At 69.7% G+C, this 24,579-nt stretch carries 17 protein-coding genes; 5 read left to right on the forward strand and 12 right to left on the reverse strand.

Annotated elements, in window-relative coordinates:
* Positions 1-335: 335 nt before the first annotated feature.
* Both E8A74_RS34045 and E8A74_RS34050 read left to right on the forward strand, forming a co-directional pair.
* Complete coding sequence (locus E8A74_RS34045) at positions 336-1,727, forward strand: adenylate/guanylate cyclase domain-containing protein (protein ID WP_136933276.1); 1,392 nt, start codon at positions 336-338, stop codon at positions 1,725-1,727.
* A complete protein-coding gene (locus E8A74_RS34050; RefSeq protein WP_136933277.1) occupies positions 1,724-2,755 on the forward strand; it encodes a class 1 isoprenoid biosynthesis enzyme in 1,032 nt (343 codons plus the stop codon). Before E8A74_RS34045 ends, E8A74_RS34050 begins: the two co-directional genes overlap by 4 nt.
* Here the strand turns inward: E8A74_RS34050 and E8A74_RS34055 are convergent.
* Both E8A74_RS34055 and E8A74_RS53035 read right to left on the reverse strand, forming a co-directional pair.
* Positions 2,715-4,604, reverse strand: coding sequence for a prenyltransferase/squalene oxidase repeat-containing protein (locus E8A74_RS34055; RefSeq protein ID WP_136933278.1), 1,890 nt, complete (start codon positions 4,602-4,604; stop codon positions 2,715-2,717). The genes E8A74_RS34050 and E8A74_RS34055 overlap by 41 nt on opposite strands.
* Positions 4,605-4,691: 87 nt before the next feature.
* On the reverse strand, positions 4,692-4,913 hold the full coding sequence (locus E8A74_RS53035) for a Franean1_4349 family RiPP (RefSeq protein WP_170229576.1): 222 nt from the start codon (positions 4,911-4,913) through the stop codon (positions 4,692-4,694).
* Positions 4,914-5,081: 168 nt separating this feature from the next.
* Here E8A74_RS53035 and E8A74_RS34065 point away from each other — a divergent pair, with 168 nt between their 5' ends.
* Positions 5,082-6,314: a M50 family metallopeptidase gene (locus E8A74_RS34065; protein ID WP_170229577.1), complete on the forward strand. Its 1,233-nt coding sequence runs from the start codon at positions 5,082-5,084 to the stop codon at positions 6,312-6,314.
* 13 nt (positions 6,315-6,327) lie between these two features.
* A complete protein-coding gene (locus tag E8A74_RS34070) occupies positions 6,328-6,849 on the forward strand; it encodes a cyclic nucleotide-binding domain-containing protein (protein WP_136933281.1) in 522 nt (173 codons plus the stop codon).
* Between the two features lie 7 nt (positions 6,850-6,856).
* On the opposite strand, the gene E8A74_RS34075 is transcribed toward E8A74_RS34070, so the two are convergent.
* The 9 genes from E8A74_RS34075 to E8A74_RS34120 all read right to left on the reverse strand — a co-directional run bounded on the left by E8A74_RS34075 (position 6,857) and on the right by E8A74_RS34120 (position 19,223).
* Positions 6,857-7,756, reverse strand: a complete 900-nt coding sequence (locus tag E8A74_RS34075) for a type II CAAX endopeptidase family protein (RefSeq protein WP_136933282.1) — start codon at positions 7,754-7,756, stop codon at positions 6,857-6,859.
* 316 nt (positions 7,757-8,072) lie between these two features.
* Positions 8,073-8,864, reverse strand: a complete 792-nt coding sequence (gene modA, locus E8A74_RS34080; RefSeq protein WP_170229578.1) for a molybdate ABC transporter substrate-binding protein — start codon at positions 8,862-8,864, stop codon at positions 8,073-8,075.
* Positions 8,852-9,793, reverse strand: a complete 942-nt coding sequence (locus tag E8A74_RS53040) for a hypothetical protein (protein WP_170229579.1) — start codon at positions 9,791-9,793, stop codon at positions 8,852-8,854. The genes modA and E8A74_RS53040 overlap by 13 nt, the downstream gene beginning before the upstream one ends.
* Before the next feature lie 41 nt (positions 9,794-9,834).
* Entirely contained in the window at positions 9,835-10,935 is a 1,101-nt protein-coding gene (locus E8A74_RS34095) for a hypothetical protein (protein WP_136933285.1), read from the reverse strand.
* Positions 10,936-11,032: 97 nt separating this feature from the next.
* Positions 11,033-12,523 carry a vWA domain-containing protein gene (locus E8A74_RS34100; protein WP_232379881.1) on the reverse strand — a complete coding sequence of 497 codons (1,491 nt, stop codon included), beginning with the start codon at positions 12,521-12,523 and terminating at the stop codon, positions 11,033-11,035.
* A 466-nt stretch (positions 12,524-12,989) separates the two neighbouring features.
* Complete coding sequence (locus tag E8A74_RS34105; RefSeq protein WP_232379848.1) at positions 12,990-13,958, reverse strand: HD domain-containing protein; 969 nt, start codon at positions 13,956-13,958, stop codon at positions 12,990-12,992.
* 79 nt (positions 13,959-14,037) lie between these two features.
* The gene (locus E8A74_RS34110) at positions 14,038-14,535 is read right to left on the reverse strand and encodes a SixA phosphatase family protein (protein WP_136932989.1); all 498 of its coding nucleotides are present in this window, start codon (positions 14,533-14,535) and stop codon (positions 14,038-14,040) included.
* Positions 14,536-14,582: 47 nt separating this feature from the next.
* Positions 14,583-15,701 carry a recombinase RecA gene (gene recA / locus E8A74_RS34115; protein ID WP_136933019.1) on the reverse strand — a complete coding sequence of 373 codons (1,119 nt, stop codon included), beginning with the start codon at positions 15,699-15,701 and terminating at the stop codon, positions 14,583-14,585.
* A 258-nt stretch (positions 15,702-15,959) separates the two neighbouring features.
* Positions 15,960-19,223 carry a POTRA domain-containing protein gene (locus tag E8A74_RS34120; RefSeq protein WP_136932990.1) on the reverse strand — a complete coding sequence of 1,088 codons (3,264 nt, stop codon included), beginning with the start codon at positions 19,221-19,223 and terminating at the stop codon, positions 15,960-15,962.
* Between the two features lie 98 nt (positions 19,224-19,321).
* Between E8A74_RS34120 and E8A74_RS34125 the strand changes: the two genes are divergently transcribed.
* Positions 19,322-20,134: a phosphate/phosphite/phosphonate ABC transporter substrate-binding protein gene (locus tag E8A74_RS34125; RefSeq protein ID WP_136932991.1), complete on the forward strand. Its 813-nt coding sequence runs from the start codon at positions 19,322-19,324 to the stop codon at positions 20,132-20,134.
* A gap of 10 nt (positions 20,135-20,144) precedes the next feature.
* Here the strand turns inward: E8A74_RS34125 and E8A74_RS34130 are convergent, their stop codons facing one another.
* A complete protein-coding gene (locus E8A74_RS34130) occupies positions 20,145-24,569 on the reverse strand; it encodes a translocation/assembly module TamB domain-containing protein (RefSeq protein WP_136932992.1) in 4,425 nt (1,474 codons plus the stop codon).
* Positions 24,570-24,579 lie beyond the last annotated feature (10 nt).

A 24,579-nucleotide genomic window follows, 5' to 3' on the forward strand; every position in this document is an offset into this window, starting at 1 on the left:
GCCCCCACCGATGCCGCCGGCTCGCTCGACCCGCGGCGCGCTCGCCCCGGGACGGCTCCACGCACCTGCGGGACGCGCGCCTCCGTCCGCCCTCCTACGCGCGCGGAAAATCCGCCGCGGCGCTCGCCCGAGGGACGGGTACGTCCGCGGCGACGAGGGCCCGACAAACTGCACGGTGCCGTGCGGCGCGAGCACATCGGCGCGCACAAGAGGCCTCTCGGCGAGCTGCCAGGTTGTCCCGAAGAGCGGTGACGCGTGCACTCGCCCCTTGACGCGGGCAGCACCTTCTTGTCCCATCCCGTATCCCCCAGCGCCCCGCGCGACGAGAGAGAGCCGTGCTCGAGACCAAAAACCCTCGATTTTCCCCGCCGGCGCAGCTCCCGGAGGAGATCCGCGCCATCCTGCAGAACCAGGAGATGGCGGGCGAGCGGCTCGTGAACTACGTACGAAGCGGCTTCGCGCTCTTCTCGCTCAGCGCGAGCCTGCTCGGCTCGGCAAAGGAAGCGCCGGCGGCAAACCTGGTCTTCCGCTCGATGCTGTACGCCTGGCTCGCGTATTCCGCGGTCGTCTGGCTTCTCCTCCGCCTCCGCCCTCGCCACTACGGCTGGCTCAAGTACCTATCGATCACGGTCGACATTTCGTTCCTGTACCTCGCCATGGTCGGCAGCCTGTACAACCATTCCGGTGTGTACGAGGTCTACCGCGGCCCCATGGCCTGGGTCATCCTCGCGGCCTTCAACATCATGGCGGGCCTGCGGTATAGCGTGCTCGCCGGCCTGTACTCGGCCGGGCTCGTGGGCGCGTGCGGCGCGGCGTTCCTCACGTATGTGAACGCGACGATGCCCGTGCCCTGGGTCGAGAGCGCCGTGTACGTCGGGGAAGGGCTGAACTTCGAGGAGTGCGCGAGCATCGTGCTCTTCACCGCGCTGACCGGCGTCTTCTCCGCCGTCACCGCCTGGAACTCCCGCAAGCTCATCCTCCAGGCCGCGACCGAGTCGCTCGCGAGAGACCGCCTCGAACAGGATCGGGATCGCCTCGCCAAGTACTTCTCGAAGGACGTCGTCGACCTCGTCCTCAACAACCCCGAAAGCATCGGCCTCGGCGGGCAGCGGATGCACGCCACCGTGCTCTTCGCGGACATTCGCAACTTCACGCAGCTTTCGACCATGATGCAGCCGGAGGAAGTGGTCGATCTGCTGAACCGCTACTTCTCGATAATGGTCGAGATCGTCTTCAAGAACGGCGGCACGCTCGACAAATTCCTCGGCGACGGCCTCATGGCCCTCTTCGGCGTCCCCTACCCCCTCGATCGCCCCGAAGAGCGCGCCGTTCGCACCTCGCTGGAGATGCTCGACGCGCTGCAGACGATGAACCGCGAGCTCGAAGCCAAGGGCATGCTCCGGCTCGACATTGGCGTGGGCATCAACTGCGGCGCCGTCGTCGCTGGCAATATCGGCTCGTCCCAGCGCCACGAATACACGGTCATCGGCGATACCGTGAACCTCGCCGCCCGGCTCGAAGCCCTGAACAAGGAGACGCGCACCCAGATCCTCGTCTCCGCGCCTGTGCACCAGGCGATCCAGGGCGCCTTCCGCACGCGCACCCTCGGGCCGCTGCGTATCCGCGGCAAACCCGAGCCCATCGAGGTCTTCGCCGTCCTGCCCTCCGACGTCGTGCCCGAGCCGACGCGCATCTCCCTCCTCCCGCCGTCCACCAGCTATCCGTGAAGCCCGACGCGCCGTTCGCCTGTTATCTCGCGAAACAGATCGAAATCGATCACGCGTGGGATCTCTGCGAGCGGCACCTCTCCGCGCTGCCCGAGCCCTTGGGCGCGCTCGCCGCTCGCTTTTTGCAAAGCGTCGCGGACGACCAGGGCCATCACCGCGGCTACTTCTCGAACCCCCTCGCGCCGCCGCTGCTCTATCTGCCGCTCTGGCTGCGCGACGGGCTTTTGGGCAAACGCCCCGAGCTCGCCACGATCCCCCTCGCGCCTCTGCTCGCAGGCGCCATGCTCGGCTACTTCCACGTCCGTTTCCAGGACGACCTCCTCGACGAACCCGAGCGCGGAGACCCCGCGCTCCAGCTCCTCGGCAATACCTGCTTCGTCGCCCTCGTCGAGGCCTGCCGCGCCACGCTCGGCCTCCACGAAGCATTCTGGAGAGCCTTCGATCGCGCCTTCCTCGATATGTCCCGGCTCACCCTGGCCGAGCAATACGCCGTCCGCTCCGACGCGCCTTATACCGATGCGCTTTTCGAGGCGCACGCCGGCAAGGTCGCCTTCGCCCGCATTCCCGTGCTCGCGGTCGCCGCGCTCGCAGGGCGAATGGATCTCGCGCCGGCCCTCGAAGCATTGGTCGGGCGGCTCGGCGTGGCCTACGGGATCGTCAACGACGTCCTCGGCTGGCCTCGGGATCTCCGCGCCGGGCACCGCACGTACCTGCTCGCCCGCGCGGGCCTCTCCCAGGACGATCTCGCGCGTGTCGCCCGCGTGGAACCCCCTGCGGAGCGTGATGCGGCCCGGGAAGAGCTCGCGACGCGCCTTCGCGAGCGTCTCTACGAGGGAGGCCTCCTACGCGGCGCGCTCGAACGCGCGGGGGAGGTGCACCACGAGGCACGGGAGATGTCCCGGACCCTCGACGTATTGCCTGGCTTCGACGCCTTCACCGAAGAGCGAATCACCTGGCTCGAATCCCTCGATTCTCGCCTGGCCGCGATCACGCTCCAGCGCGCGCTCGCGCGAGGTCGAGCCCCATGAGCCGCGCGCGCGTCACGGCGAGCGCGCGCAGGCAAAACGCCGCCGAGACCGTCCGCGCGCCATGCGCCGCGGGGACGCCGTCCTTGCCGGGGCAACGATACAGCGGCTCGCGGGGCCATAACCCGTCTGGCTCCTGCCGTGCGGCGAGGTAATGGACCATGGGCCAGGGGTCAAAGGTTCGTCCTCGCCCGCGCGCCAAAACCTCCAGAGAACACGCGGTCGAGACGACGCCGCCGAATCCTCCATCCGCGGCTTGGAGCGTGACGAGGGCCCGCTCGTGCGCATCGACGAACTCGAAGAGCGTGGCCACGAGGTCCGGCGCGGCGCCCGCCTTTTCCACGACGCACGCGAGGCGGGCAAACATCAACCACGTATACGGCGCGCCATAATAGGCGAGGCTCGCATCTTTCTCGGCCGACCAGGTGCGCAGGCACCACGCGAGCGCGCGGTCGAACACGCCCTCGGGGAGCCCGATCCCCGCTTCCGCGAGGCCGATGAGCGCGTTCAGCGTCACGGCCACACAGCGCGGCCCGAGCCACGCCGGCGCGCCCTCGGGCACCGGCTCGCGCAACCCCTTGTCCAGCCAAACCGGCAGCATCCCGTCCTCAGCCTGGTGCGCGCAAAGGAGGTCGAGGGCCGGCGCGAGCTCCGCCGCGAGCGTGGTTCGCTCGGGCAAACGAGCGACGAGCTGCAAGGCGAGGCCGAGGTCGTCGCTGTCCGGCGGAATGCCGGTGTAATCGTCGAAATAACGGAATCCGTCGACGCGGCGGACCTCGACGAGCGCCCGCGCCCGCGCCGTGACGTCCTCGCCGGCCTCGTGCAGTGCGAGCAAGCAAAGCCCGACAGGGAACAGCCGCCCCACGCGCGGCACGTCGGCGAACCCTCCCCACCGCTGCAAATCCCATGATTCGCGGAGTTCGGAATCCGCGGCGAGGGTCCGGCACGCGAGCCGCGCCGTCCGCTCGAGCTCGTCCACCTCGAGCTCGCTTTTGGGCACGAAGGCGAAAAACCTCGCCCCGTTCACCCGACGAACCACGCGCGCGAGGGAGGCCACGAGCTCGTCCACCACGCGCTTCGTCTCGCCTTCGAGGGCGCGTGTGGCGCGCTCCGCGAGCCGATCCGCCTCGGCCACGACACGCGTGACGACCTCGGCGGAACCCACGATCCGGAGCCAGGGGAGCCGATCGGGCGACGGGCAAACCCATCGCGCGAGGGCGGCGCCCATCCCGGTCGCGCCCGCGTCGGCCGCGATCGCGGCGAGCATCTGCGGCAGCGGCGCGCGCATGTTCGGATCGAGGAGCGCGCGCACCTCACACGCGAGCCGCGTGAGCTGCCCGAGCGCCCGCCCCGCCGATGCGAGCTCCGCATCCCCCTCGCCCGAGGATCCCAGCGCTGCGGGCACGATCGCCGAGAGCCCGAAATCCAGGAGCGGCGACGCTGCCGGAAGGGTGCTCGCCCCGCCGCCCTGCACCACATCCCCGAGCGCCTCGATCGTCCGATCGAAGGCCGTTTGGAGCCCGGCCGGCCCGTCCCCTCGGTCCCACGCGCGGGCCGCGAGAAGGAGCCCTTCGATCGGCGAGAGGGCGGGCTCGGGTTGGTCCTCGGGGAGCGCGTAGGCCGGGGGAGGGAGGCAACATGCGGCGTGCACCGCTGCGACGAGCAGGAGGACGGCGCGCGCGGTCGAGCCCGCCTCCACGGCGGGCTCCTGCGCGGCACACAACGTCTCGAGGGTGGTTGCCGTCGCGCGGGCAGGATCGTCCGGTCCTCCCAGCGCGGCGAGCGCGGCCTCAGCGCGTGCGGCGAGCGGCCGCGGGAGCCCCTTCGACCACGGCGCTCCGGGGTGGATCACGATCAAAAGGCCTGGAGGGGGGACTTCGGTGCGAAGCGGCGCGGGACCGGGCGGGGAGCCGGGTCCGCGCGTCGCTCCCGCGGCATCTCAGAACGCCGCTTTGCGATTGGCGAGCTGCTCTTCCATGCCCTTCGCGACCGCCTGGACCTCGTCGGGGTTCGCCGACTTGATCGCGTTGAGCAGCTCGGGCGTGGCCTCGTACCCCTCGGCTGCGAGCGTCGCATCGGGGTTGGCGAAAAGCCGGGCCCGGAAGTCCTTGTCCATGAGGGTCCGGCCGATCAGCTCGTCGATGTTCTTCTTGGCTCCCATGCTGCTGCTCCTCGAAGTCGTCCTCGGAAAAAATGTACGTGGACCTTTATGACCTACACCAAAGGACCTGTCCCGGTCAAGGATCGCCGCGGCGCACCGGCGTCCGATCTTTGCCCGGCTTTGCCGGTGTGTTAGTGTCCTCGACGGGCTTATTTCAGCCGAGATCCGATGAGCGAGAAGGAGAAGCCCCAACTCGAGCTCCTGATTCGCCAGCGGACCCCAGGTCTCGGCGGATCGCGGAGCAGCAGCTTCGTCACCAAGTCCTACGTCGCCGATCAGGTCGCGCTGAGCGTGAAGCCTCGGCGCATTCCCGAGGACGCGTACGAGGTGCAGGCCCAATCGAGGAAGGATCGCAAGCTCTTTTACGTGATCCGACAGCTCGAGGCCGACCGCTACCTCTTCCTCAACGAAGAGGAGTACTTCCTCTGGCAAAAAATGGACGGGCTGCACACGCTGCGCGACGTCGCGACGGCGTACTTCCTCAAGTTCGGATCCTTCGATTTCCGGGTGATCCAGCGCTTTTTGTCGCGCGCGCGGGAGCACAAGCTCATCATCATCCCCCATACCGATCTCGTGCGCCGCACGCTCTCCGACGAGCAGACCTCGGGCCGATCGCGCCTCCTCACGCGGATCCGCGGCATCGATCTGCGCCTATCGAACGTCGATCAGCGCATCGCCGCGCTCTACGACAAGGTCCGCGTCCTCTTCACCCGCCCCGCGCTCGTCGCTTATGCCGTGCTGCTCGTCCTCGGCCTGATCACGATCGGGAAGCAAGCCGGGCGCGGGCTCGGGAGCGAGGTGCTCCGCGGCCATCATGCGCTCTTCCTGCCCGTGTTCCTGCTCATGCACGCCGCCGCGATCGTCGTGCACGAGCTCGCCCACGCGCTCGCCTGCAAGCACTTCGGCCGCGAGGTGAAGGCCTTCGGTTTCACCTTCGTGAACCGCCTCGTGCCCTCGGTCTACGCCGACGTCACGGACATGTGGATGTCCACCCGCAAGGCGCGCATGGCCGTGAGCTTTGCCGGGCCCTTGTCGGGCCTGCTCCTCGGCTCGATGAGCGCGATCGTGGCGTGGTTCGTTCCCGCGGGCGTCACGTCGTCGTTCCTCTGGCTCTACGCGATCTCGATGCTCGCGCTCGCGATCGGCAGCCTCTATCCGTGCCTGTTCATCGAGTCCGACGGCTACCACATCCTGAGCGATTGGCTGCGCATGCCGGCGCTGCGCGAACACAGCCGCAGGTTCTTGCAGGATCGCGTGCGAAATCTCGTGCGTGGACGAAAGCAGAGGCCCATGACGAACGACGAGCGGACGTTCCTCGTGTACGGATGCGCCTCGGTCGCGAGCCTCTCCGCGGCCTTCGTCACGCTCGTCACGCTCCTCGCCCGCCCTCTGCTGCGCTAATCGAAGGACCCCGATGACACTCTCCCCGAGGCCGCTTCACAAGGACCAGATCAAGCAGTGCGCGCGCGCCCTTCAGCGGGTCAGCCTCTTCGCCGCCTGGAAGTTCGAAGAGGTCGAAGAGTTCGCCGCGCACGTCCAGATCGCGCCCTGCCCCGCGCAGGAGGTCGTGCTCTGGGAGGGAGACGCAGGGGACGTCCTCTACATCATCGCCGAGGGCAACGTCGTCGTGTCGCGCCGCCTCAAGGGCGACGTCGAGACCGTGATCTGCCGCCTCCACGCCGGCGACTTCTTCGGCGAGCTCGACGTCATCGACGACCAATCCGCCTCGGCGAACGTGCAGACCGAGACGAGTTGCCTCTTCTACACGATCGACCGCCACACGCTGTACCGCGAACTCGAGTCGAACCCGCGGCTCTACTCGAAGTTCTTGCTCGCGCTGCTCAAGGAGGTCGCGAAGCGGCTGCGCACGACAAACCAGCGCCTTATCGACGCGATCCTCTGGGGCATCGACGCGACGTCGCTGGATCCAGGCTAGCCGCGCATCACAAGCGCACGGCGCCGAGCTCGGAGGTCCCGGGCCCGTCGCCACGCGCGCGATCGCCCGGCCCGCGCCGCCAGCGCAAGAGGACAAACGTGATCGCCGTCGTGAAGATCGCCACGAGCACGCCGCCCTCGCCGGTCCACAAGGCCGCATCCTCGCCGTTCGTCGAGGCCCCGAAGAACGCGACGACAATCGCGTTCCAGGCCGCGTGCATCGTCACGGCTGGCCAGACGCTGCCCGTCTCCAGGCGCAGGGTCGCGAGCAGGGTCCCCGCGCCGACGCTCGTCACGATGTAGAGCAGGAGCGAGAGCATGGGCACGGGGCTGCCGTTGTACTCACCCGCCACGATGAGCGGCGCGTGCCAGAGCGCCCAGACGACGCCGCTCACGAGCACCGGCTGCGGCACGCGCGCGTCGATGAGGCGCGTCAGCATGTACCCGCGCCAGCCGAGCTCCTCCCCGAGCGCGAGCACCGCCATGGCCAGCGGCCCGAGCGTGACCGCGATGATGCTGCCTGCGAGCAGCCGCTCGCCCGGCGTGCTCCCCGGGATTGCGAATCCGAGCGGGTGCATCGCCGCGGGCTCGAGGTGCGCCATGCCCGTCGTCCAGGCGATGCCGTAGGCCGGCACGCCCACGGCCACCGGATAGATCACGCCGACCAGCATGGCCCACGCGGCGCGACGATCGAGCCGGAACGATACGTCGCCAAACCCCTCGCGCAGGAGAAACCTCGCCACGACCGACGCGAAGCAGGGGACCCATACCAATGGGAGGAAGTAGTTCGGATGGAGACCGTGCAGAACGATCTGCACGTCGAACGGCGCGCTCGCGAGGAGGAGGACCCCGAAGAAGATCGCGAGCCCTCTCCGCGCGCGCCGTACCTTGTCCGTCGCCTCCTGCACCGACGGCGAGCTTATACGGGGTCGAGCCTCGCGGGTAGGGACAAGGCGGGGCCCGCGCGGTGTTCCGTCGCGGGCCGGGGCGTCGGCGTCCCGACAGGGACGTGGTATCGCGTGTTTGTCCGGCGCATCCGGACCGCCGGGCCGGGGGACCGTGGGCCTAGAACGCCGACCCGTTCGGCGCTCTGCGAGATCGCGAAGCGAGCTCGCCTCGGGGGGTGAATCGACCGGGCTTTGCCCGGGCGAGAGGGGGACGCGAGGCGTCCCCCTCGGGACAGAAGAGCTAGGACATCGAGCGGTTGTCAAACCGATCGATGTTCTAGGGAATCGGGCCAAACCCGTACGAGGCGAGGATCCGCTGCCCCTCGGGGCCCGTGATGAAATCGAGCAGCGCCTCGGCGTCAGCCCGTGCCCCCGCGCGGGCCTTCGTCGTGACGGCAGCCCAAACTTCGGGCTTCGGCGCCCATTCTGCCTTTCCGCCATCGAGCACCTCGATCCCCGACGTCCCGGGGACCTCCGTACGATAAACGATCGCCGCCGCGACCTCGCCTCGCTCGACGTAGGCGAGCACGGCCGCGACGTTCCCGCCAAGCACCATGCGCCCTTCGAGCGCTTGCAAGGCCCCGAGCTTCTCCAGCGCCTCGCGCGCGTAGCGCCCGGCCGGCACCGCGCCCGGCTCCCCGATCGCGATCTTCTCGCCGGGCGGCAGGGCCGTCGCGAGCGTCTGGAACGTGAGCTTCGGCCCACCCTTCGGCCCGACGAGGACGAGCTCGTTCGTCGCGACGATGCGCGCGCGTTTGGCGTCCACGTGCCCACCGGCCGCGAGCTTGTCGATCGGATCCCGGGCCGCGACGATCACCAGATCGACCCCGGCCCCGCCCTCGATCTGCCGCGCGAGCTCCCCCGAAGCGCCGTACGTCGCGCGCACGCGGACGCCTGGATGCGTCGCGCCAAAACCTTCGCTCAGCTTGGGGAACACCTTCCGCAGGCTCGTCGCCGCGGCGACCGTCACCTCCCCGCCTCCCTCGGCGGGTTCCCGCTTGCAGCCAGCGACGACGAACGCGACGAGGGCGAACGCGAGGACGAACCTCCTCCGGCCTAGGGCTCGCAAAGCCCTTGCTTCCATCGCGCGTAGGACAGCAAAAAGAAGTTCTCCACCGCCGTCTCCATCTCCGGCGTCAGCAAAAACGTCGGATGGCACGGCTCCTGGTCGCACATCTGGCTCTCCTTGCCTTTGTCGATGTGACGCCGCGCCGGCACGAGATCCTTGAACGCGCCGGTCTCGTCCACCGTGCCGACCGCGATTTTCAAAATGTACGGAAAGAGCCGGTTTTTCTCGAACGTGGCGGCGGCGTCGCCCGAGAGCCAATTGCCGCCCATCCCCGCGAAATGGCACGTCTTGCAGGCGCCGGACGCCGTCGGCTGATCGGGCAGGTTCACCATTCCGGTGGACTCCCAGTCCTTCCACTGCATGCACGCGCCGAACGCTTCGAGCGCTTCGAGCAGCGTCGTGTTGCTCCCGGGGCCGCCGCCCGCGCCCCCGCCTCCGCCCGCGCCCCCCGCCCCGGCTTCGCCGCCCGCGCCGCCGACGCCCGGATCCGGCTCGAACGTGGGATCCCCGAAGAGCCCGCGCTCGTCGACCTCTTTCATCAGCCATTCCGTGAGGAGGGTATCGTCCTCGATCGCGAGGGCCGGACCGGTATGCTCGCCTTTCAGGCGGAGCAGGCTGTTGTCGGGGTGGGCGATGAGCGGCTTCGGGTACCCCTCGATCTTCGCGTACGACGAGCTCTCCTCGGCGCCGAGCCAGATGGGCGCGCTGTTCGCGCCTTGCGTGTGGCAGGGCGTGCATTTGGTGGCGAAGATCGGGTAGACGTTCAGGTCGAAGAGCTCCTTCGCCGTGAAATCATCGTCCGGCGGCCCGCCCGTGCCGCCCGCGCCGCCATTGCCGGAGGGCGTGGGCACGAGGGTGCCCGCGGGCGGCTCCACGCAGCCGTACGCCAGGATCAAGGCGAGGACGAACCCCGCGGTCGCTCGTTTCATGTCGCTCCCGCCGGGATCATCGCCCGATCCCCGCGCGGGGGTCAACGAAAGAGGCCGAGCTGCAGGGACGAGCAGGACTTGCCGTCCTCCTCGACGAAGCCGGCGAACTGCTTCACAGGCGGATAAATGTACCCGAACAGGATGCACATTTCGTTGAGCCCGAGGCCGTAGTGGACCTCGATGTCGCGCGTGTTGTTGAACAGGCACGCGTGGCGGATCGCCGTGACGCCGTCGAGATCGAGCGGCGGATCGTAGTTCCGGATGTCGCTCGCGAGATCGTAGGCGCCGTCCTCGTAGACGCGGCGCGCGGCGCCGTCTGCCGTCATGAAATCCACCGTGAAACCCTGGGCGAGATCATGCGTGTGGGGCATGAGCGAGACGACATGCCCGCCGAACACGGTGCACGTGGTGGCGACGTTCTCGGTCGTGTGCGGCGGGATCGAGAAGTCCGCGATCTGCACGACGAACGGCGCGACCTCCTGCGTCAGCTCGCCCGCGGGCATCGTGAAAAAATCGTAGGCGAGCTCGATGCGCTGCGGCTCGGTTTTCGTGTTCAGGAAATGGATGCTCGTCGAGATCTCGCGCGTGGTGTCGAGCACGTAGCCCATTCCCTCGGGAAACTGGATGGTCTCCTCGCCAACCACCTGCGTCGAGTTGGCGAAGAGCACGTCGGGGATGCCGGCGCCCACGTTCGAGAAGGGATCTCCCGCGCCGGGGTGGCAGCCTGGATAAGGGTTCGGCCCGAGAACGGCCTCGACGGGCTTGGCGACCATGTTGGAGTGGTGCAAGCCCGGCGTCGTGTAGAGGCGGCCGCCGTGCACGATCTCGTGCGTGAGCTCGGGGATGGGCCACGAGAGGCAAAACGAGATCTCCGCGCCGGGCGCGAGCGTGCGCGGCGGGGCGACGATCCGAAAGCCGCTCTTCGGCGGGGGCGGGAGCGCGAGATCCTGGAGCGGCTCGCCATACGCGACGACGTTGTCCAGATCGAGCTGCGCGTCCGGTTCGTAACGCCGCACGGGATCAACACACGCGCCGCGGAACAGGACCTCGCCGCCGCCACAGAGGAGCACGCTCTCTCCTCCACATCCCGTGGACGAAAGCGCGGCGAGGGCGGCGAGGGGAACAAAGATTCGGGTACCCATGGTCGCCCATGATCCCGCGGCGCCCGCAATCGATCCACTCTTTCTGCAAGAACGGAACGTTCGTCGGAATGACGGATTTAAGGAGGGCGTGCGTCGGTCAGTACCCGGCGTCGTGCATGGCCGCCGCGTTGATCTCGAGGGCGCGGGCGCGGCGGGCGGCAGGCGCGGCGGGCGCGGGCGCAGCGGCGGCGGAATCGGAGCTCTTGCGGGCCGCGCTCACGTTGCGCGCGGCGGCGAGGACACGTTGTTTTTCTTTCTCGTCGCGGACGGTCGCGGCGACCGCGTGGAGCCGCTGCTCCGCCTGCGCGAGGGCCTTCGAGGCATCCTCGAAGCGGCCCGCATTCACGTCCTGCGCGGCGGCGATTGAAATTTCCGCCGCCTCGTGCACGGCGGCGATCGTCCGGGCGCGCGCGTGTTCCGTTCGCGCGACGACCGCGGGATCGTCGGTCAGATCAAAACGCGCCACGACCTCCTGCACCCGCGGCAAACCCTGCTCCGCGGGGTCGCGGAAGTGCAGGCGCACGCTCGCGAGGGGACGGGCGCCCGTCATGCTCGCATCGTCCACGCGCACGCGGACGGCCATTTCGCGGTGCTGGCCGCCGAACATCGCGCCGAGGGGCACGCGCATCCCGCCGCCCGCGACGGGCGTGGCGCGGGCGCCGGCGACGGAGAGGATCGTGACGCCCGGCGCGGGGACGATCTCGACGACGGCGTCGGTCGCGCGGGTGGCGGCGACGAGGCGCGTCTCCTCGGCGAGCACGTTCGTCATGTCCTCGGGCGAGGCGAGGTGATGCATGCGGCCGCTCGATCGAACGGCGAGGGTGTTCAAGGTGCGCTCGTCGTAGTCGAGGCCGACGCCGAGGGCCGTGACCTGGATGCCGCGCTCGGCGCCGGTCTCGGCGATCGCGCCGAGCAATTCGGGCGAGGTGGGGCCGACGGTGGCGACGCCGTCGGAGATGACGACGACGCGGCGAACGGGGTGCGAGGCGGGCGCGGACGCGACGCGCAGCTCGGCGAGGCGCAGGCCGTCGAAGAGGTTCGTCCCGCCCGCCGCGCTGAGGTGATCGATCACGGCGTGCATGGTCCGGCGCGTGCCGGGGTCGAGCGGAAAGGGCGCGATGCGATCCTCGGCGGCGTCCGAGAATGCCTGGATGGAGACGATGTCGCCGTCGGGCAGGCTGTCGACCATGCGATGCGCGGCGGCGCGCGCGTGCTCGATCTTCGCGCCGGACATGGAGCCGGACGTATCGATGACGAGCGCGAGGGCGCTCTTCGCGCGGGCGATCCTGGCGCTCGTGGGGACGTCGACCCACACGCCGAGCAAGGTCTCGCGCTGGCTGCGGAGGATGAAATCACTCGCGGGGGCGGCGCCGATCCACGAGGCATTTTCGCGCGGCGCGTCGCTCGCGGGGCCGGGCTCGGCGGCGCCTCCGGAGGCCACGAGGAGGGTCGCGGGCGCGGGCGTCTTCGGCGCGACAGCAGCGCCTTCTTCCGTGTGCGTGGGGCTCGCGACGGGGGCTTGTGGGGCGGCGGCGGCGCACCCGGCGAGCAGGGTGGCCGTGAACAAAGCAATCACCTTCGGTCGCATCGTCGGCTCCTCGTTGGGGCGCGCGTCGCGGGAGTGGCCAGCTCCTCGGGCGCGGCGGCCCGACCTCTTACGGACGAGAGGGGCGAACGATCTTTCGGGCGTGAAGAAGGTGTCGGCGGGCGGCGGGGAGCCCAAGGGAGCCGCTTCGCTGGGGCTTTGCCCCAGGCCCCAGCAGGGGCTGTCCGCCCCTGCACCCGGACCAGCCAGGGGCTGGACCCAAGCTCGATGAACTGCGCGATGCGCAGTTCATCGAACAGGCCCGGTCAAGACCGGCAACGACGTTCCCCACCAAAACAGCCGCGCTGCTGGTTCGGCTGGCCCCCCGGCTTCTTCGTCGGCCTGTTTGAAAAACTGCGCGGAGCGCAGTTTTTCAACCCTGGGTCCAGCCCCTGGCTGGTCCGGGGTCGAGGGGGCGGACAGCCCCCCGCGGGGTCCGGGGCAGAGCCCCGGGCGCGGCGCTGCCTGCCTACAGCCCGAACCGCCCTGCGTTTTCCCGCAAAAACTGGAGGTACACGTCGGCACACTGGTGCGACGGCACTTCGCCGCTGTCGATCGCAGCTTCGAGTGCCTTCTTCAGGTCGCCGATCTTGCGCGAGGGCGGCAGGCCGAAGGCGCGCATCATCTCGTCGCCGATGCCGCTTGGCAGCGGGGGCACGACGGCGTCGAGCTTCTGGATTTGCTCCACGCGGTCGGCGAGATCGCTGATCTGGCGCAGGCCCTTCTTCTTCTTTTCGGGCCGCTTCGTGGTGATGTCTGCGCGCGACAGGTCGAGCAGGTCCTGGAGCTGATCACCCATCTCCTTCGCGAACCGGCGCACGGCGCTATCGGTCCACGAGGCCTCGTACTGGCTTGCCCGCAGGTGGTGCAGGATCAGGAAACGCACCGAGCTCTTCAGCGCGGGCTCGGGGTTGAAGATCGGCAAACGCCGGTCGAGCCGGTCGAACATGCGCGCGCCGACCTCGGCGTGGCCGAAGAAGTGAACTTCCCCCGAAGGCGAGATCGTACGCGTCTTGACCTTGCCGATGTCGTGCAGGAGCGCTGCCCACCGGACTTCGAGCCGGGGGACGGCCTGGCGAACCACTTGCTTCGTGTGTTTCCAGACGTCCTTGTGACGCCACTCGCCGTCGCCGAAGCCGACCATCGCTTTGACCTCGGGCAACATGGCGCTGAGGGCGCCGCATTCGAGGAGCGCGTCGAGCCCGTCTTCGGCGTCGCGCGACATGATGATGCGGTCGATGGAACGGCGGACGTCGGGGAGGTAGAGCGACGAGGCGGCGCGGAAGTCTTCGCTGTCCGCGACGGGATGCGTGGGGGCGGCGCCTGGCTCGGCAGGCGGCGGGGGCGTGCCTCGCTCGGCGCGCTCGACGGCCCAGGCGAGTGCCGTCATGGCCCGCTCGGGATCGGGGGTCTTGGGGGCCTTCGTCTCTTCCTGCACGCTTCCGATCTCGCTTGAAAACAGGGGAGGGGGAGGGCGTAGCGCGGCGCGCCTTGCCTGTCGAGCGCGAGCGCGCGCGTCAGCGGCCTGGGCGGAGCACCGTCGTCACGCGGAAGGAGCCGCCGATCTGCGTGGTCGCGTTCGGCTCGCTCGGGCGCGCGATGCCCACGAGCATGCCTGGGTGCAAGCCGAGCGGCAGCTCGCCGACGTCACGCACGAGCAAGCGCAGAAGCGCGATCACCATCGGGTGATGGCCGACGAGCAGCGCGTCTGCGTCTGCTGCGGCGAGCTCGCGCAGGAGCGCGACGGGCGGCGACTCGTCCGGTTCGAGCTCTGGGAACGTCTCGATCGGGATCGCCGCGACACCGAGCGCGCCGGCCATGAGCTCTGCGGTGTGATGCGCGCGCACGTAGGTGCTTGCCACGATGCGGCCGAGCGTCGGACCTTGCTGGGTCCGCAGCGTCTTGCCGATTTCCTCGACGCCGAGGATGCCTTCGGGGGTGAGGGGACGATCGCGGTCTCGTCCCGACGGCGAGCTGTCGGCCGCGAGGCCGTGGCGCATCACGTAGAGGTTCATGGTGACGAGAGGGAGCCTGCCACGAGGGAGGCCCCCTCGGGGATGGTTCAGTTGGTCTTCGCGGGGGCGCGGCGACCTTCGGCGGGGGCGGCGTCGCCCTTCTTGCCGGCCGGGGCGGCTTCGGGCGCCTTGCCGGAGCGCTGGATGCCGTGCTTGGCGAGCACGAGCGCCTCGATGCGGTCGAGCACGTCGGGGTGCTGCTCCAGGTAGGTGCGGGCGTTTTCGCGGCCCTGGCCGATGCGCTCGCCCTGGAAGGAGAACCAGGCGCCGCTCTTCTCGACGATGTTTGCTTCCGTCGCGAGGTCGATGACGTCGCCGGCGTGGCTGATGCCCTGGCCGTAAAGGATGTCGAACTCCACCTCGCGGAAGGGCGGCGCCATCTTGTTCTTCACGATCTTCACGCGGGTGCGGTTGCCGACCACGGCGGGCTCCTTGCCGGTCGCCGCGGCCTCCTTGATCTTGCCGATGGCGCGGATGTCCATGCGCACCGAGGAGTAGAATTTGAGGGCGTTGCCGCCGCTCGTCGTCTCGGGGTTGCCGAACATCACGCCGATCTTCAGGCGGATCTGGTTGATGAAGATGAGCAGGCAGTTCGAGCGGGCCACGGTGCCGGTGAGCTTGCGCAGCGCCTGGCTCATGAGGCGGGCCTGGAGGCCGACGTGGCTGTCGCCCATGTCGCCTTCGATCTCGGCCTTGGGCACGAGGGCGGCGACGGAGTCGATGACGATGATGTCGACGGAGTTCGAGCGGACGAGCATGTCCGCGATCTCGAGGGCCTGCTCGCCGTAGTCGGGCTGCGAGATGAGCAGCTCGTCCGTCTTCACGCCGAGCTTCTTCGCGTAGTTCACGTCGAGGGCGTGTTCGGCGTCGATGAAGGCGGCGACACCGCCGGTGCGCTGGATCTGCGCGATCGCGTGCAGGGTCAGCGTGGTCTTGCCGGAGGACTCCGGGCCGTAGATCTCGATGATGCGGCCGCGGGGGTAGCCGCCGATCCCGAGGGCGATGTCGAGCGAGAGCGAGCCGCTGGAGACGGCGGCGACGTCGTCGTGCAGGCTCTGCCCCTCCTTGAGGCGCATGATCGCGCCCTTGCCGTATTCCTTCTCGACGCTCGCGATGGCGAGCTCCAGCGCGGCGAGCTTCTGCTTGGGGTTTTTCTCGTCACTCATGGCGACCTCGGGGGGCAGGGGGGCAAAGAGGGTACTGGGTCGCGGGTTTTGCGCCACGAACCGTTCGTCTCGGCTGCGTATACTGTCCGGCTGTTCAGGAGGCAAGGCTGAACGGTCGCGGGTAGGACACGAAATGTCCTGTCTGGCGTGTCTCTTTTTTGGCCGCCCAAGACAGCGGCCAAGCCCCAGGGTAGGCCCGAACGAAGCGTAGCGGCGTGAGGGACGTAGGGAGCCGGCCCAACGAGGCCGGATCCCTCCTCAAAAGAGGCCGATCGAGAAGTGGAAGGCGCCGATGTCCTCCCACTGACGGCGGTTCAGGTTGAAGCCGTAGTCGAGCGCGAGCGGGCCGATGGGGGTCGTGATGCGCAGGCCCGCGCCGAGGGCGTACCGGAGCGTGAAGTCGATGGCCGTCGGCTCCTTCCAGAGGTTGCCCGTGTCGAGGAAGAAGCCGGCCTGGAAGAGGTCGGTCACGGGCACGCGGAGCTCGAGGCGCGGGTTGATCGAGAGGTCTCCGCCGCGGATCGGGACGTTCGCGAGGACGGCCGAGCGCGTGGTCTGGCCCTTCGCGACGAGCCCACGCGCGACGTCCTCGGGCACGAGCGCGTCGGCGAGGAAGGCGCGGATCGTGTCGACGCCGCCGAGGAAGAAGAGGCGGTCGGGGTAGGTGGAGCTGCCGTCCTTGAGCTGGAGGTTGTAGCCGGCCGCGAGGCTCATCGCGATGCTCGGGCCCTTCGAGCCGAGCTCGAAGTAGCCGGCGACGCGGCCGGACATGCGCAGGAAGTGGCTGTTGATCGTGGCCTCGTCCTCGTCGGTGGGCAGCGCGTTGACGTGCTCGACGCCGAGCGCGACGAGCGCGCCCTTCGTCGCGGCGAAGGCGCTGTTGCGGCCGTCCCACGCGAAGTTGATGCGCTCGGCGACGGCGAAGGTGCTGCCGAAGGGGACGCGGAGCAGCGGGATGATCGGCGAGTCGAGGGCGGTCTCGTTGAAGACGTCGACCTCGTTCACCTCCGCGGACGCGCCGAGGCGCATCGTGACCGTGCGGCTCGGCCGGTAGGCGAGCGTGGGCACGAGCGCCTGGCGGGTGATGCCGAAGCCGCGCTGGTTGTCGCGCACGTCGATGCCGTCGATCGAGAGGCTCACGAGCGGGCCGAGGCCGATCTCGGGGAACGCGATCGACGCGGTGTTCCGGCGTTCGAGCTGCTGGCCGACGCTGAGCTTCTTCTCGTAGTCGGCGCGCACGCCGGGATCGAGGACGATGAAGTCGAAGAGGTACGAGAGCTGCACGCGCAAGGTGAGCGCGATGGCGAGGCCCGCGATGTTCTTGTGACCGTACTCGACGGCGAAGCGCAGGCCCTCGCCCGTGGAGAAGCCGACGCGTGGATCGAGGTACTGCGGGACCTGCTCGGTCACCGTGACGAGCACGCGCTTCTGCTTCTGCGGGACCTCCGGATCTTCGAGGCCCACCGAGACGCTGGAGAATGCGCCGAGCGAGCCGATGCGCTCCTCGCTGCGCCGCGCGTCGCGCTCCACGAAGGGTTTGCCCTCCTGGAGCGTGACACGGCGCAGGATGAGCGCCTCGCTCGTGCGCAGCGCGCCGCGCACGACGAAGCCGCCGACGATGACCTGATCCCGCTCGGTGATCGCGAAGCGAGCGCGCGCCCGCGTGCGGTCGGGCGAGGGCTCGATCGCCGCCTTCACCTCGGCGAACGCATACCCGCGATCGCGGTAGGCCTCGACGAGCCGGAGGCGCGCCGCTTCGAGCTCGATCGTGGAGAGCGGCTTGCCGAGCTCGAGGCGGCTCGTCTCGAAGAGCGCCTGCTCGGAGAGCGTGCGGCTGCCCTCGAAGGCGACGTCGTGCAGCAAGGTCTGCGGGCCGAGGTGCATCGGGATGCGCAGCGCGATCTCGCGCGAGCACTCGACGTGCTTCAGGGGATCGGGGCGGCACGCGAGCGTCTGCGGGGGCTCCGGCTCCGGCAGCGGGAGGCCGAGGGCGTCCTTCGCGCAGACAGCCTCGTTCGGCTCGCGCGGCTCGGGCATGCAGCGTCCCGCGGGCGAACGCGTGCTGCATGTCGCGCGCTCGATCTGCACGGGTCCGACGATGGCGTTGAGGTAGCCCTTGCTGTACGCGAGATCCTTCAGGTGCTTGAGCGCGCGCTCGTACGTCTCGGGCGCGTACGTCTCGGCCGGGTTCAGATCGAGCGGCCTCGCCACGGCGCGCGGCCCGCGCCCGCCGAAGAGGGCCGAGACCGCGTTCGGGTCCTTCAGCGAAAAACCTTTGTCGCCGGGCAGATCCTCCACGAGGAAGCTGTCGATCTCGCCGCGCACCTGCTCGGCGTTCCAGGTCTTCGGCAGGCACGGGAAGATGCGCTGCACGACCCGCACCTGCTCGCCCTCGTCGATCCGCAGCACGAGGTGATGCACCGGATCGTTCGGGCCGCCGCGCTCCTCGGCGACGACGCGCGCGTCGAGGAAGCCGCGCTGCACGTAGAAGCGGGTGAGCCGCTCGATGAGTTCTTGCGTCTTCTGTTCGAGGCCCTTCTTTGGTGCGACCGCGGCGGAGAGCTCGACCTCGTCGACGGAGCGGTTGCCCTCGAAGACCGGGACGATCCGCGGCCCCGGCGTGACGTACACGAAGAGCTCGCTGCTCGACGCCGAGAGCCGCACCGCGTGCTTGACGTCGGCGCGGTAAAAGCCGCTCTCGCGCAGCGCCTCGGCGAGCTCCCGATCGGCCTCTTCGAGCAGCGGCTCGTCGATGCGCGCGCCGACCCCGAACCGATAACGCTCTTCCCGGCCGCCGAGCTCGCGCTCCATGCCGGGCGTGATCACGAAGGAGCGGCGCGACACGGTGCGCGGCGCGCCCGCGTCGATGTCGATGCGCAAGACGACGCGGCCCGGATCGTCCGTGTCCGAGACGTCGGACGTGACGTTCGCCTGGGGGTAGCCGTGATCCGCGTAGTACCGGCGGATCCGCTGGCCCATCTCCGTCAACATCGGCGCCGTGATCTCGCCGCCTTCGCGCACGCGCCCCGCGTCGAGCGTCGCGGCGCGATCCAGCGTCGCGCCCGAGAGGCGGATCGAGGCCACGATGCGCCGCGGCAAGACGTGCGCGCGCAGGACCACGCCGTCTCCCTCGGCGATCGCCTCGACCGTCACGCGGGCGAACTGCCCCGACTCCGTGAGCTCGCGCATCACGGTTCGCGCGGCCGAGGGCTGAAACGGCTCGCCTGTGCGGATCTTCGTGACGCGCGGCGAGGTGCTCCAGCGGGAGCCCACGGTCACGACGTCGACGCGCTTGATCGGTTTGCCCGTGAGCGCGCTCGTGTCGGGCGGCGGCCCGAGCTGCGGCGCGGCGAGCGCGGCTTGCGGCTCCTCGCCGGCGAGCGCGGCGCTCTCGCCGGGGCTCGTCCCCGGGTTTTTCGCGTCATCGGCCCCCGCCGTCGCCGCGCCGAGCAGGCAGACGAGCGAGCATGCCGCGGCCAGGCAGCGGGCTCGTTGGGACCGGGAAAAACGCGGGATGGGCACGGGCCGAGGTGGATGGGGGCACAGAGGGGCTCGCGGCCCTTTGGAGACGCCCGTCCCGATGCTACCGTCCGCCCGAGTTGCTCGCCAAAAGGTACGGCATGGCTGATCCGACGATCCTGATAGGGGCGGTCGCATACGACCCAAAGGTCGTGACCATCTGGGAGGGCATGCGTGAGCACTTCCAGGAGCACGGCGTGTCCCTCGATTTCGCGCTTTTCTCCAGCTACGAGCGGCAAATCGAGGCCCTGCTCCATGGGCACGTCGACATCGCCTGGAACTCCGGCATCTCCCATGTGCGTGTGAAGCGACGCACCGAAGGCAAGGCCATCGGCATCGCCATGCGCGACCGGGACCGCGATGTGTGCGCGAAGATCCTCATCCGGCGGGAGGTCGTCGTTCGCAAGCTCACGGACCTCCACGGCAAGGTGCTGGCCGTGGGGACGCGCGACTCGGCGCAGTCGCGGATCTTGCCGCTCTACTACTTGAAACAAGCGGGCGTGGATCTGAACCAGGTGAAGATCCTCGCGTTCGACTCCGACGTCGGCAAGCACGGCGACACGGGCGCGAGCGAGCTCGCGGTGCTCGCGGCCGTGCACGAAGGCCGTGCGCACGCGGGCGCGGTCGGGAGCCTCGTCTTCCAGGCCGAGCAGGCGACGGGGCACGTCGATCCGCGCATCGTCGACGTGCTCTGGACGACGCCGACCTTCGACCTGCGCATGTTCGACGCGATGCCCACGCTCGCCGCGGACAAGGCCGAGACGTTCAAGCGCGTGCTCTCGGAGATGGCGTACGCGAACCCCAAGCACCGCAAGCTCCTCGACATGGAGGGGCTGCGCCGCTGGGTTCCGGGTCGCGAGCAGAGCTACGCGCCGGTGCGCGCCGCGCTCGACGATCTGCCCGGCTTCGGCTGAGCTCGCGCGATCATTCGAACTCGAGCCGCCAGCGCAAGTCGGCGCCGAGGTTGCCGAGCGGCGAGCTCGAGACGTCGTTCGTGTTGTCGTACGCGCCCTGCACGATGACGCGTTTGCCGAGGCGCCACTCGATGCTCGAACGGACCTCGCGGTTCTCGGTGATGCCCGTCGTCACGGTGGCGCGCACGTCCTCCGTGATGCGCTTGCCGAGCGTGACCGTCGGCTCCGTGCGGCCCGTGCGCGACGAGTACGACGTGCCGAACCGGAACTCGTCGATGAGCGGCACGATCGTCTTCACGGCCTTGTCCGCGCCGGTGAGCGCGGCGAGCGCTTCGAGGCCCACGGTCTCGCCGAGCGACGAGGCGAGGCCACGATCCATCTCGGCCCGCGTGAGGCCGAGCGTCAGCAAGAGGACGATGTCCTCCTGGCCGAGCGGCGGATCACTCGTGAGGTCGAGCTTCACGTTCTCCTGATTGCCGTGGGCGTAGAGGTTGATGCGCCACTGCTGCCCGAGCGTCGCAGTCGCCGCCGCGCTCGTGCTCGTGTCGGCGGGCGCCGCGCCCGGGGCGCTCGTCGCCGCGTAGCGCCGGTACTCGGTCTGCGCGCGGAGATCGATCCGCGGCGAAAGGCGCAGCGGGTCGTCGAAACGAACCGATCCCTCGCGCACCGTGAACTCGCTGTTCCGCAGCCGGAGCTTCGAGTCCGGCAGGATGCGCAGGTTGCCGCGCGCGCCGTAGCGCTGGTTCGTCCCGGAGAGCGCGAGCCCGGGCGGCGTGACTTCGAGCAGCATGTCGACGAGCCCGTTCGAGAAGCGCATCGGCCGCGGCGAGACCACGTTCACGTCGAAGCGAAGCGCGTCGTTCTTCGGGTCGTACGTCTCGACCGCCGTGCGCTTCGGCCCGCCCGCGAGCTGGTTCAGGTCGAGGCTCAGCGCGATCGGCCGCGAGTACGTGAACGACGTGAGCGACACCGTGCCCTTCACCTCGGGCAGGTTCCGCTCCGCGCGCTCCTCGTCGCTCGTGAAGGGCCGGAACGTCGCGGAGAGGTCGGCGTCCGCGGTCAAGTTGATCCCCTCGCCGAGCGGCATCTTCACGCCGCGCGCGAGGATCGACGCCTCGGCCGTGCCGAGCTCGAAGCCGCGGATCGGCATGCGCCCCGTCAAGCTCACCTCGCCGCCGCCGACCTTGGCCGCGCCGCGCAGGATGCGCACCTCGCTGTTCGTGACCGCGACGTCCACCTCGATGTCGTCGAGCGACACGGGCATCCCTCGCAGCGCGAGCTCGCCGCCGCGCAGCCGCGCCGAACCGCCGTACCGCAGCGCGTTCGTCGTGCCTTGCACGCGCAGGTTCGCTTCGAGCGACCCGCGCGCCCGCGAGACCTGCTGCATGTCCGCGGAGAGGCGCCCGAGATCGAGCGGCCCGACGCGCAAGCCCACATCGAACTCGGGCGTGGTCACGAGGCGCTGCACGCGGCCGCCGAGCGCGATCGGCGCCGACAAACCCGAGCCACTCTGCACGACGAGCTCGAGGTCGGGCAGCACGAGCGTGTTGTTCTGCACGACGATCGGCCCGGGCGTCCCCTGCAGCGACACGCGACGCCCGCCGCGATCGAGGTCGAGCCCCGTCAGCGTGACGATCACGTCGCTCTTCGCGAGATCGTCGAGCGGCAGCCGGCGGATCTCGAGCGCCGCGTCGAGGCTGCCATGCGGCGGCGTGGCGCTGAACGCGACGCCCGGGATCAGGTTCGCGAGCGTGCCGAGATCGAGCCCACGCGTCGTGAGCTTGCCCGTCACGACCTTGTGCTTCTGCCGCGTGATGCGCACGTCCGAGAGCGCGAGCTGCCCGCCCGCGAGCATCCCGTCGACGCGGAACGTGCCCGCGGACGTGTCCCTGTCGTACTCGGCGCGATCGAAGGGCCCCGAGCGTGGATTGCCGCAGCGCGTCCAGCCGACCGTCTTCACCTGCGTGCCTTCGGAGCCCATGAGCACGCGGAGCTGCGACGACGGCAGCGACGAGGGCCCGATCCGGATCGGCGAGATCTGCACGTCGGCCTGCGCTTCGAGCTGGCTCACCGTGCCCGAGATGTTCGCGATCGCCGAGATCGAGCCGTCGAGCGGCTTGCCCATGCGGCCGAGCGCGTCGAGGTGATCGATCGGGATCCCCGTGGCGATCGCTTGCCCGGACACACGCCCGCCCGGACGAACCGACACCGTCGCGAGCAGCGAGCCCGTGCCCTTGCGCAGGCTCGCCGCGTGCACGTCGAGGTTCATCCCCGCCGCGCCCGCCTCGCGATCTTCCCAGTCGAGATCGACGTCGACGTCACCGTCGGAATATTTCTCGCCGAAGAGCGCCACCTCCTCGAGGTGCATCTTCGTCTTCACGCGCAAGCGGCCCGCGCCGCAGCGATCTTCGGGCCCGCCGACGACGAAATGCACCCGCGCCGTCCCGCTCGCGTTGCCGTCGATCTCGGCGAAGCGCGGATCGTCGTCGAGGTGCACGATCCGGTAGAAGTCGTGGAGCCAGAGGTGCGGCGCGCTCTGCGTGTCGAGCTCCGCGTCCACCACGACGTTCGGCCCCGCGTCGAAGTCGACGTGCACCTCAGGCGCGCGGATCTTGCTCTCGCCCTTGCGCACATGCACGTCGGCGAGGCGCAGATCGAAGGGCTCGAAGAACACGCGCGCGCTCTCCACGTCGCCGAACGAGAACGCCGCGAACTCGAAGCCCTTGATCGCCACGTCGGCCTCGACCTTCGGCCGCGTGAACGGCCCGCGCGCGACCGCGGCAACGTCCGCGATCCCCGCGATCGGGATGTTCCGCAGGGGCGAGAGCTCCGACAGGTCGACGTGGGATCCTTTCGCGATCTCGATGTCGAGGTAGCTCCGGAAGAAGAGCTTCACCGTCGTGTGCAGCTCCGACTTCGGCGTCTCGATCGCGACGTCGTCGAGCACGATCCCCGTCGGCCGCACCCGGAAGAAGCCGCGCAGCGTCCCCTCGGCCACGCCCATCATGTGCCCACGCGCGGGATCCGTCGTCGGTTTGTCGAAGACCTCGAAGTCCCGCGTCGTGATCTCCATCGGACCGTCGAGCGAGAGCGGCGAGAGCGTGCCGGTGAACCGCTCGAAGCGGCCTCGTTCGAGGTGCCAGGCCACGTGTGCCTGCGGGTGCACGCCGAGATCCCGGAGGAGGCCGGGGAACTGGAGATCGCGGACCTCGATCGGGCCCGCCGTGAGCGGCGCGCCGGGCGCGAACGGCTCGATCTTCACGTCGGCGATCTTCGCGGTGCCGTCGGCCCACGTGAGCTCGATCTTCGACACGCGTACGACGTCCTCGGCGATCGACAGCTCGCCCTCGAACGTCGTCGCGAAGACCTTGCCCGAGAGGCCCGGTCGATCCGCCTCGATGCGCCCCGCCACGCGCGGCAGCGTGGACTTGCCGTCGTGCTCGACCTCCACGTCGAGGTCCACGGCGCCCGTGAGCCACGGCGTGTCCACGAAGCGATGCGCGAGCGGCACCGGAAGCCGCGTCCGCACGCGGCCACGAAACGCCGGCACGGCGAGCGGCGCCCCGCCCTTGGGCAGCTCCACGCGCAGCGCGCCGAGCTCGAGCTCCACCGAGCGCCAGTCCTCCCGCGCGAGCTCGCACCCCGGGCTCGTCTCCGCGTCCGGATCGAGATCCGCCGCCCCGAGGAGCCGGAGCCGCCGCACGAGCAGCCCCTCCGCGTCGACACGCACCCGCGTGTCGAGCCGGCAGATCACGTCCTCGTCGACCATGTCCTCGTCCGGTCGACCGGGCATGGGGTGCGTCCGGACGATCGTCGATTTCCCTGCGCGGAGCGCGATCTCGAAGGCCCCATCGTCCTCCGCGGACACGTCGACGTCGACCTCGCTGGTCACGACGTGCACGCCCTCGACGAGCGCGTCGATGCGCGCGTCCGTCACGGCGAGCGAGGAGAACGGGGCCCGCGCCTTCGCGGCCGAGGGCTGCGAGGCCGGCAGTTTGTACACGAGGTTCTTCAGCGCGCCGCCCTCGACCACGGCGCGGATCCGCGGCCCGAGCACCTCGACCTCGCCCACGTCGAGCTCCCCGTCGAGCAGGGAGAACACCCGCGGACGAACGCTGATCCGCTCCACCGCGAGCACGGGCGCGCCGCCGTCGGTCGCGTCGACGACCACGTCTTCGAGGTCGATCGCCATCGGCCACGCTTGCACGGCGACCCGGTAGCGGGCGACGACGCCGAGCTCCCGCTGCACGAGCGCAGCCGTCTCGCGCGCGGCCCACGCGCGCACGGTGCCTGTGCGCACGAGCGCCCCGAGGACGAGCGGGATCGCTCCGACGAGGGCAAACAGCACGCAGAGCGCGACGGCGAAAGCGCGGCCGACGTCGCGACGCCCGCGTTTTCGCGTGCGTTTGTTCGTCGGCGCGCTCCCGGACACCATGGCGCCGAGC

This window comes from Polyangium fumosum, assembly GCF_005144585.1.
Lineage (GTDB): Bacteria > Myxococcota_A > Polyangia > Polyangiales > Polyangiaceae > Polyangium > Polyangium fumosum.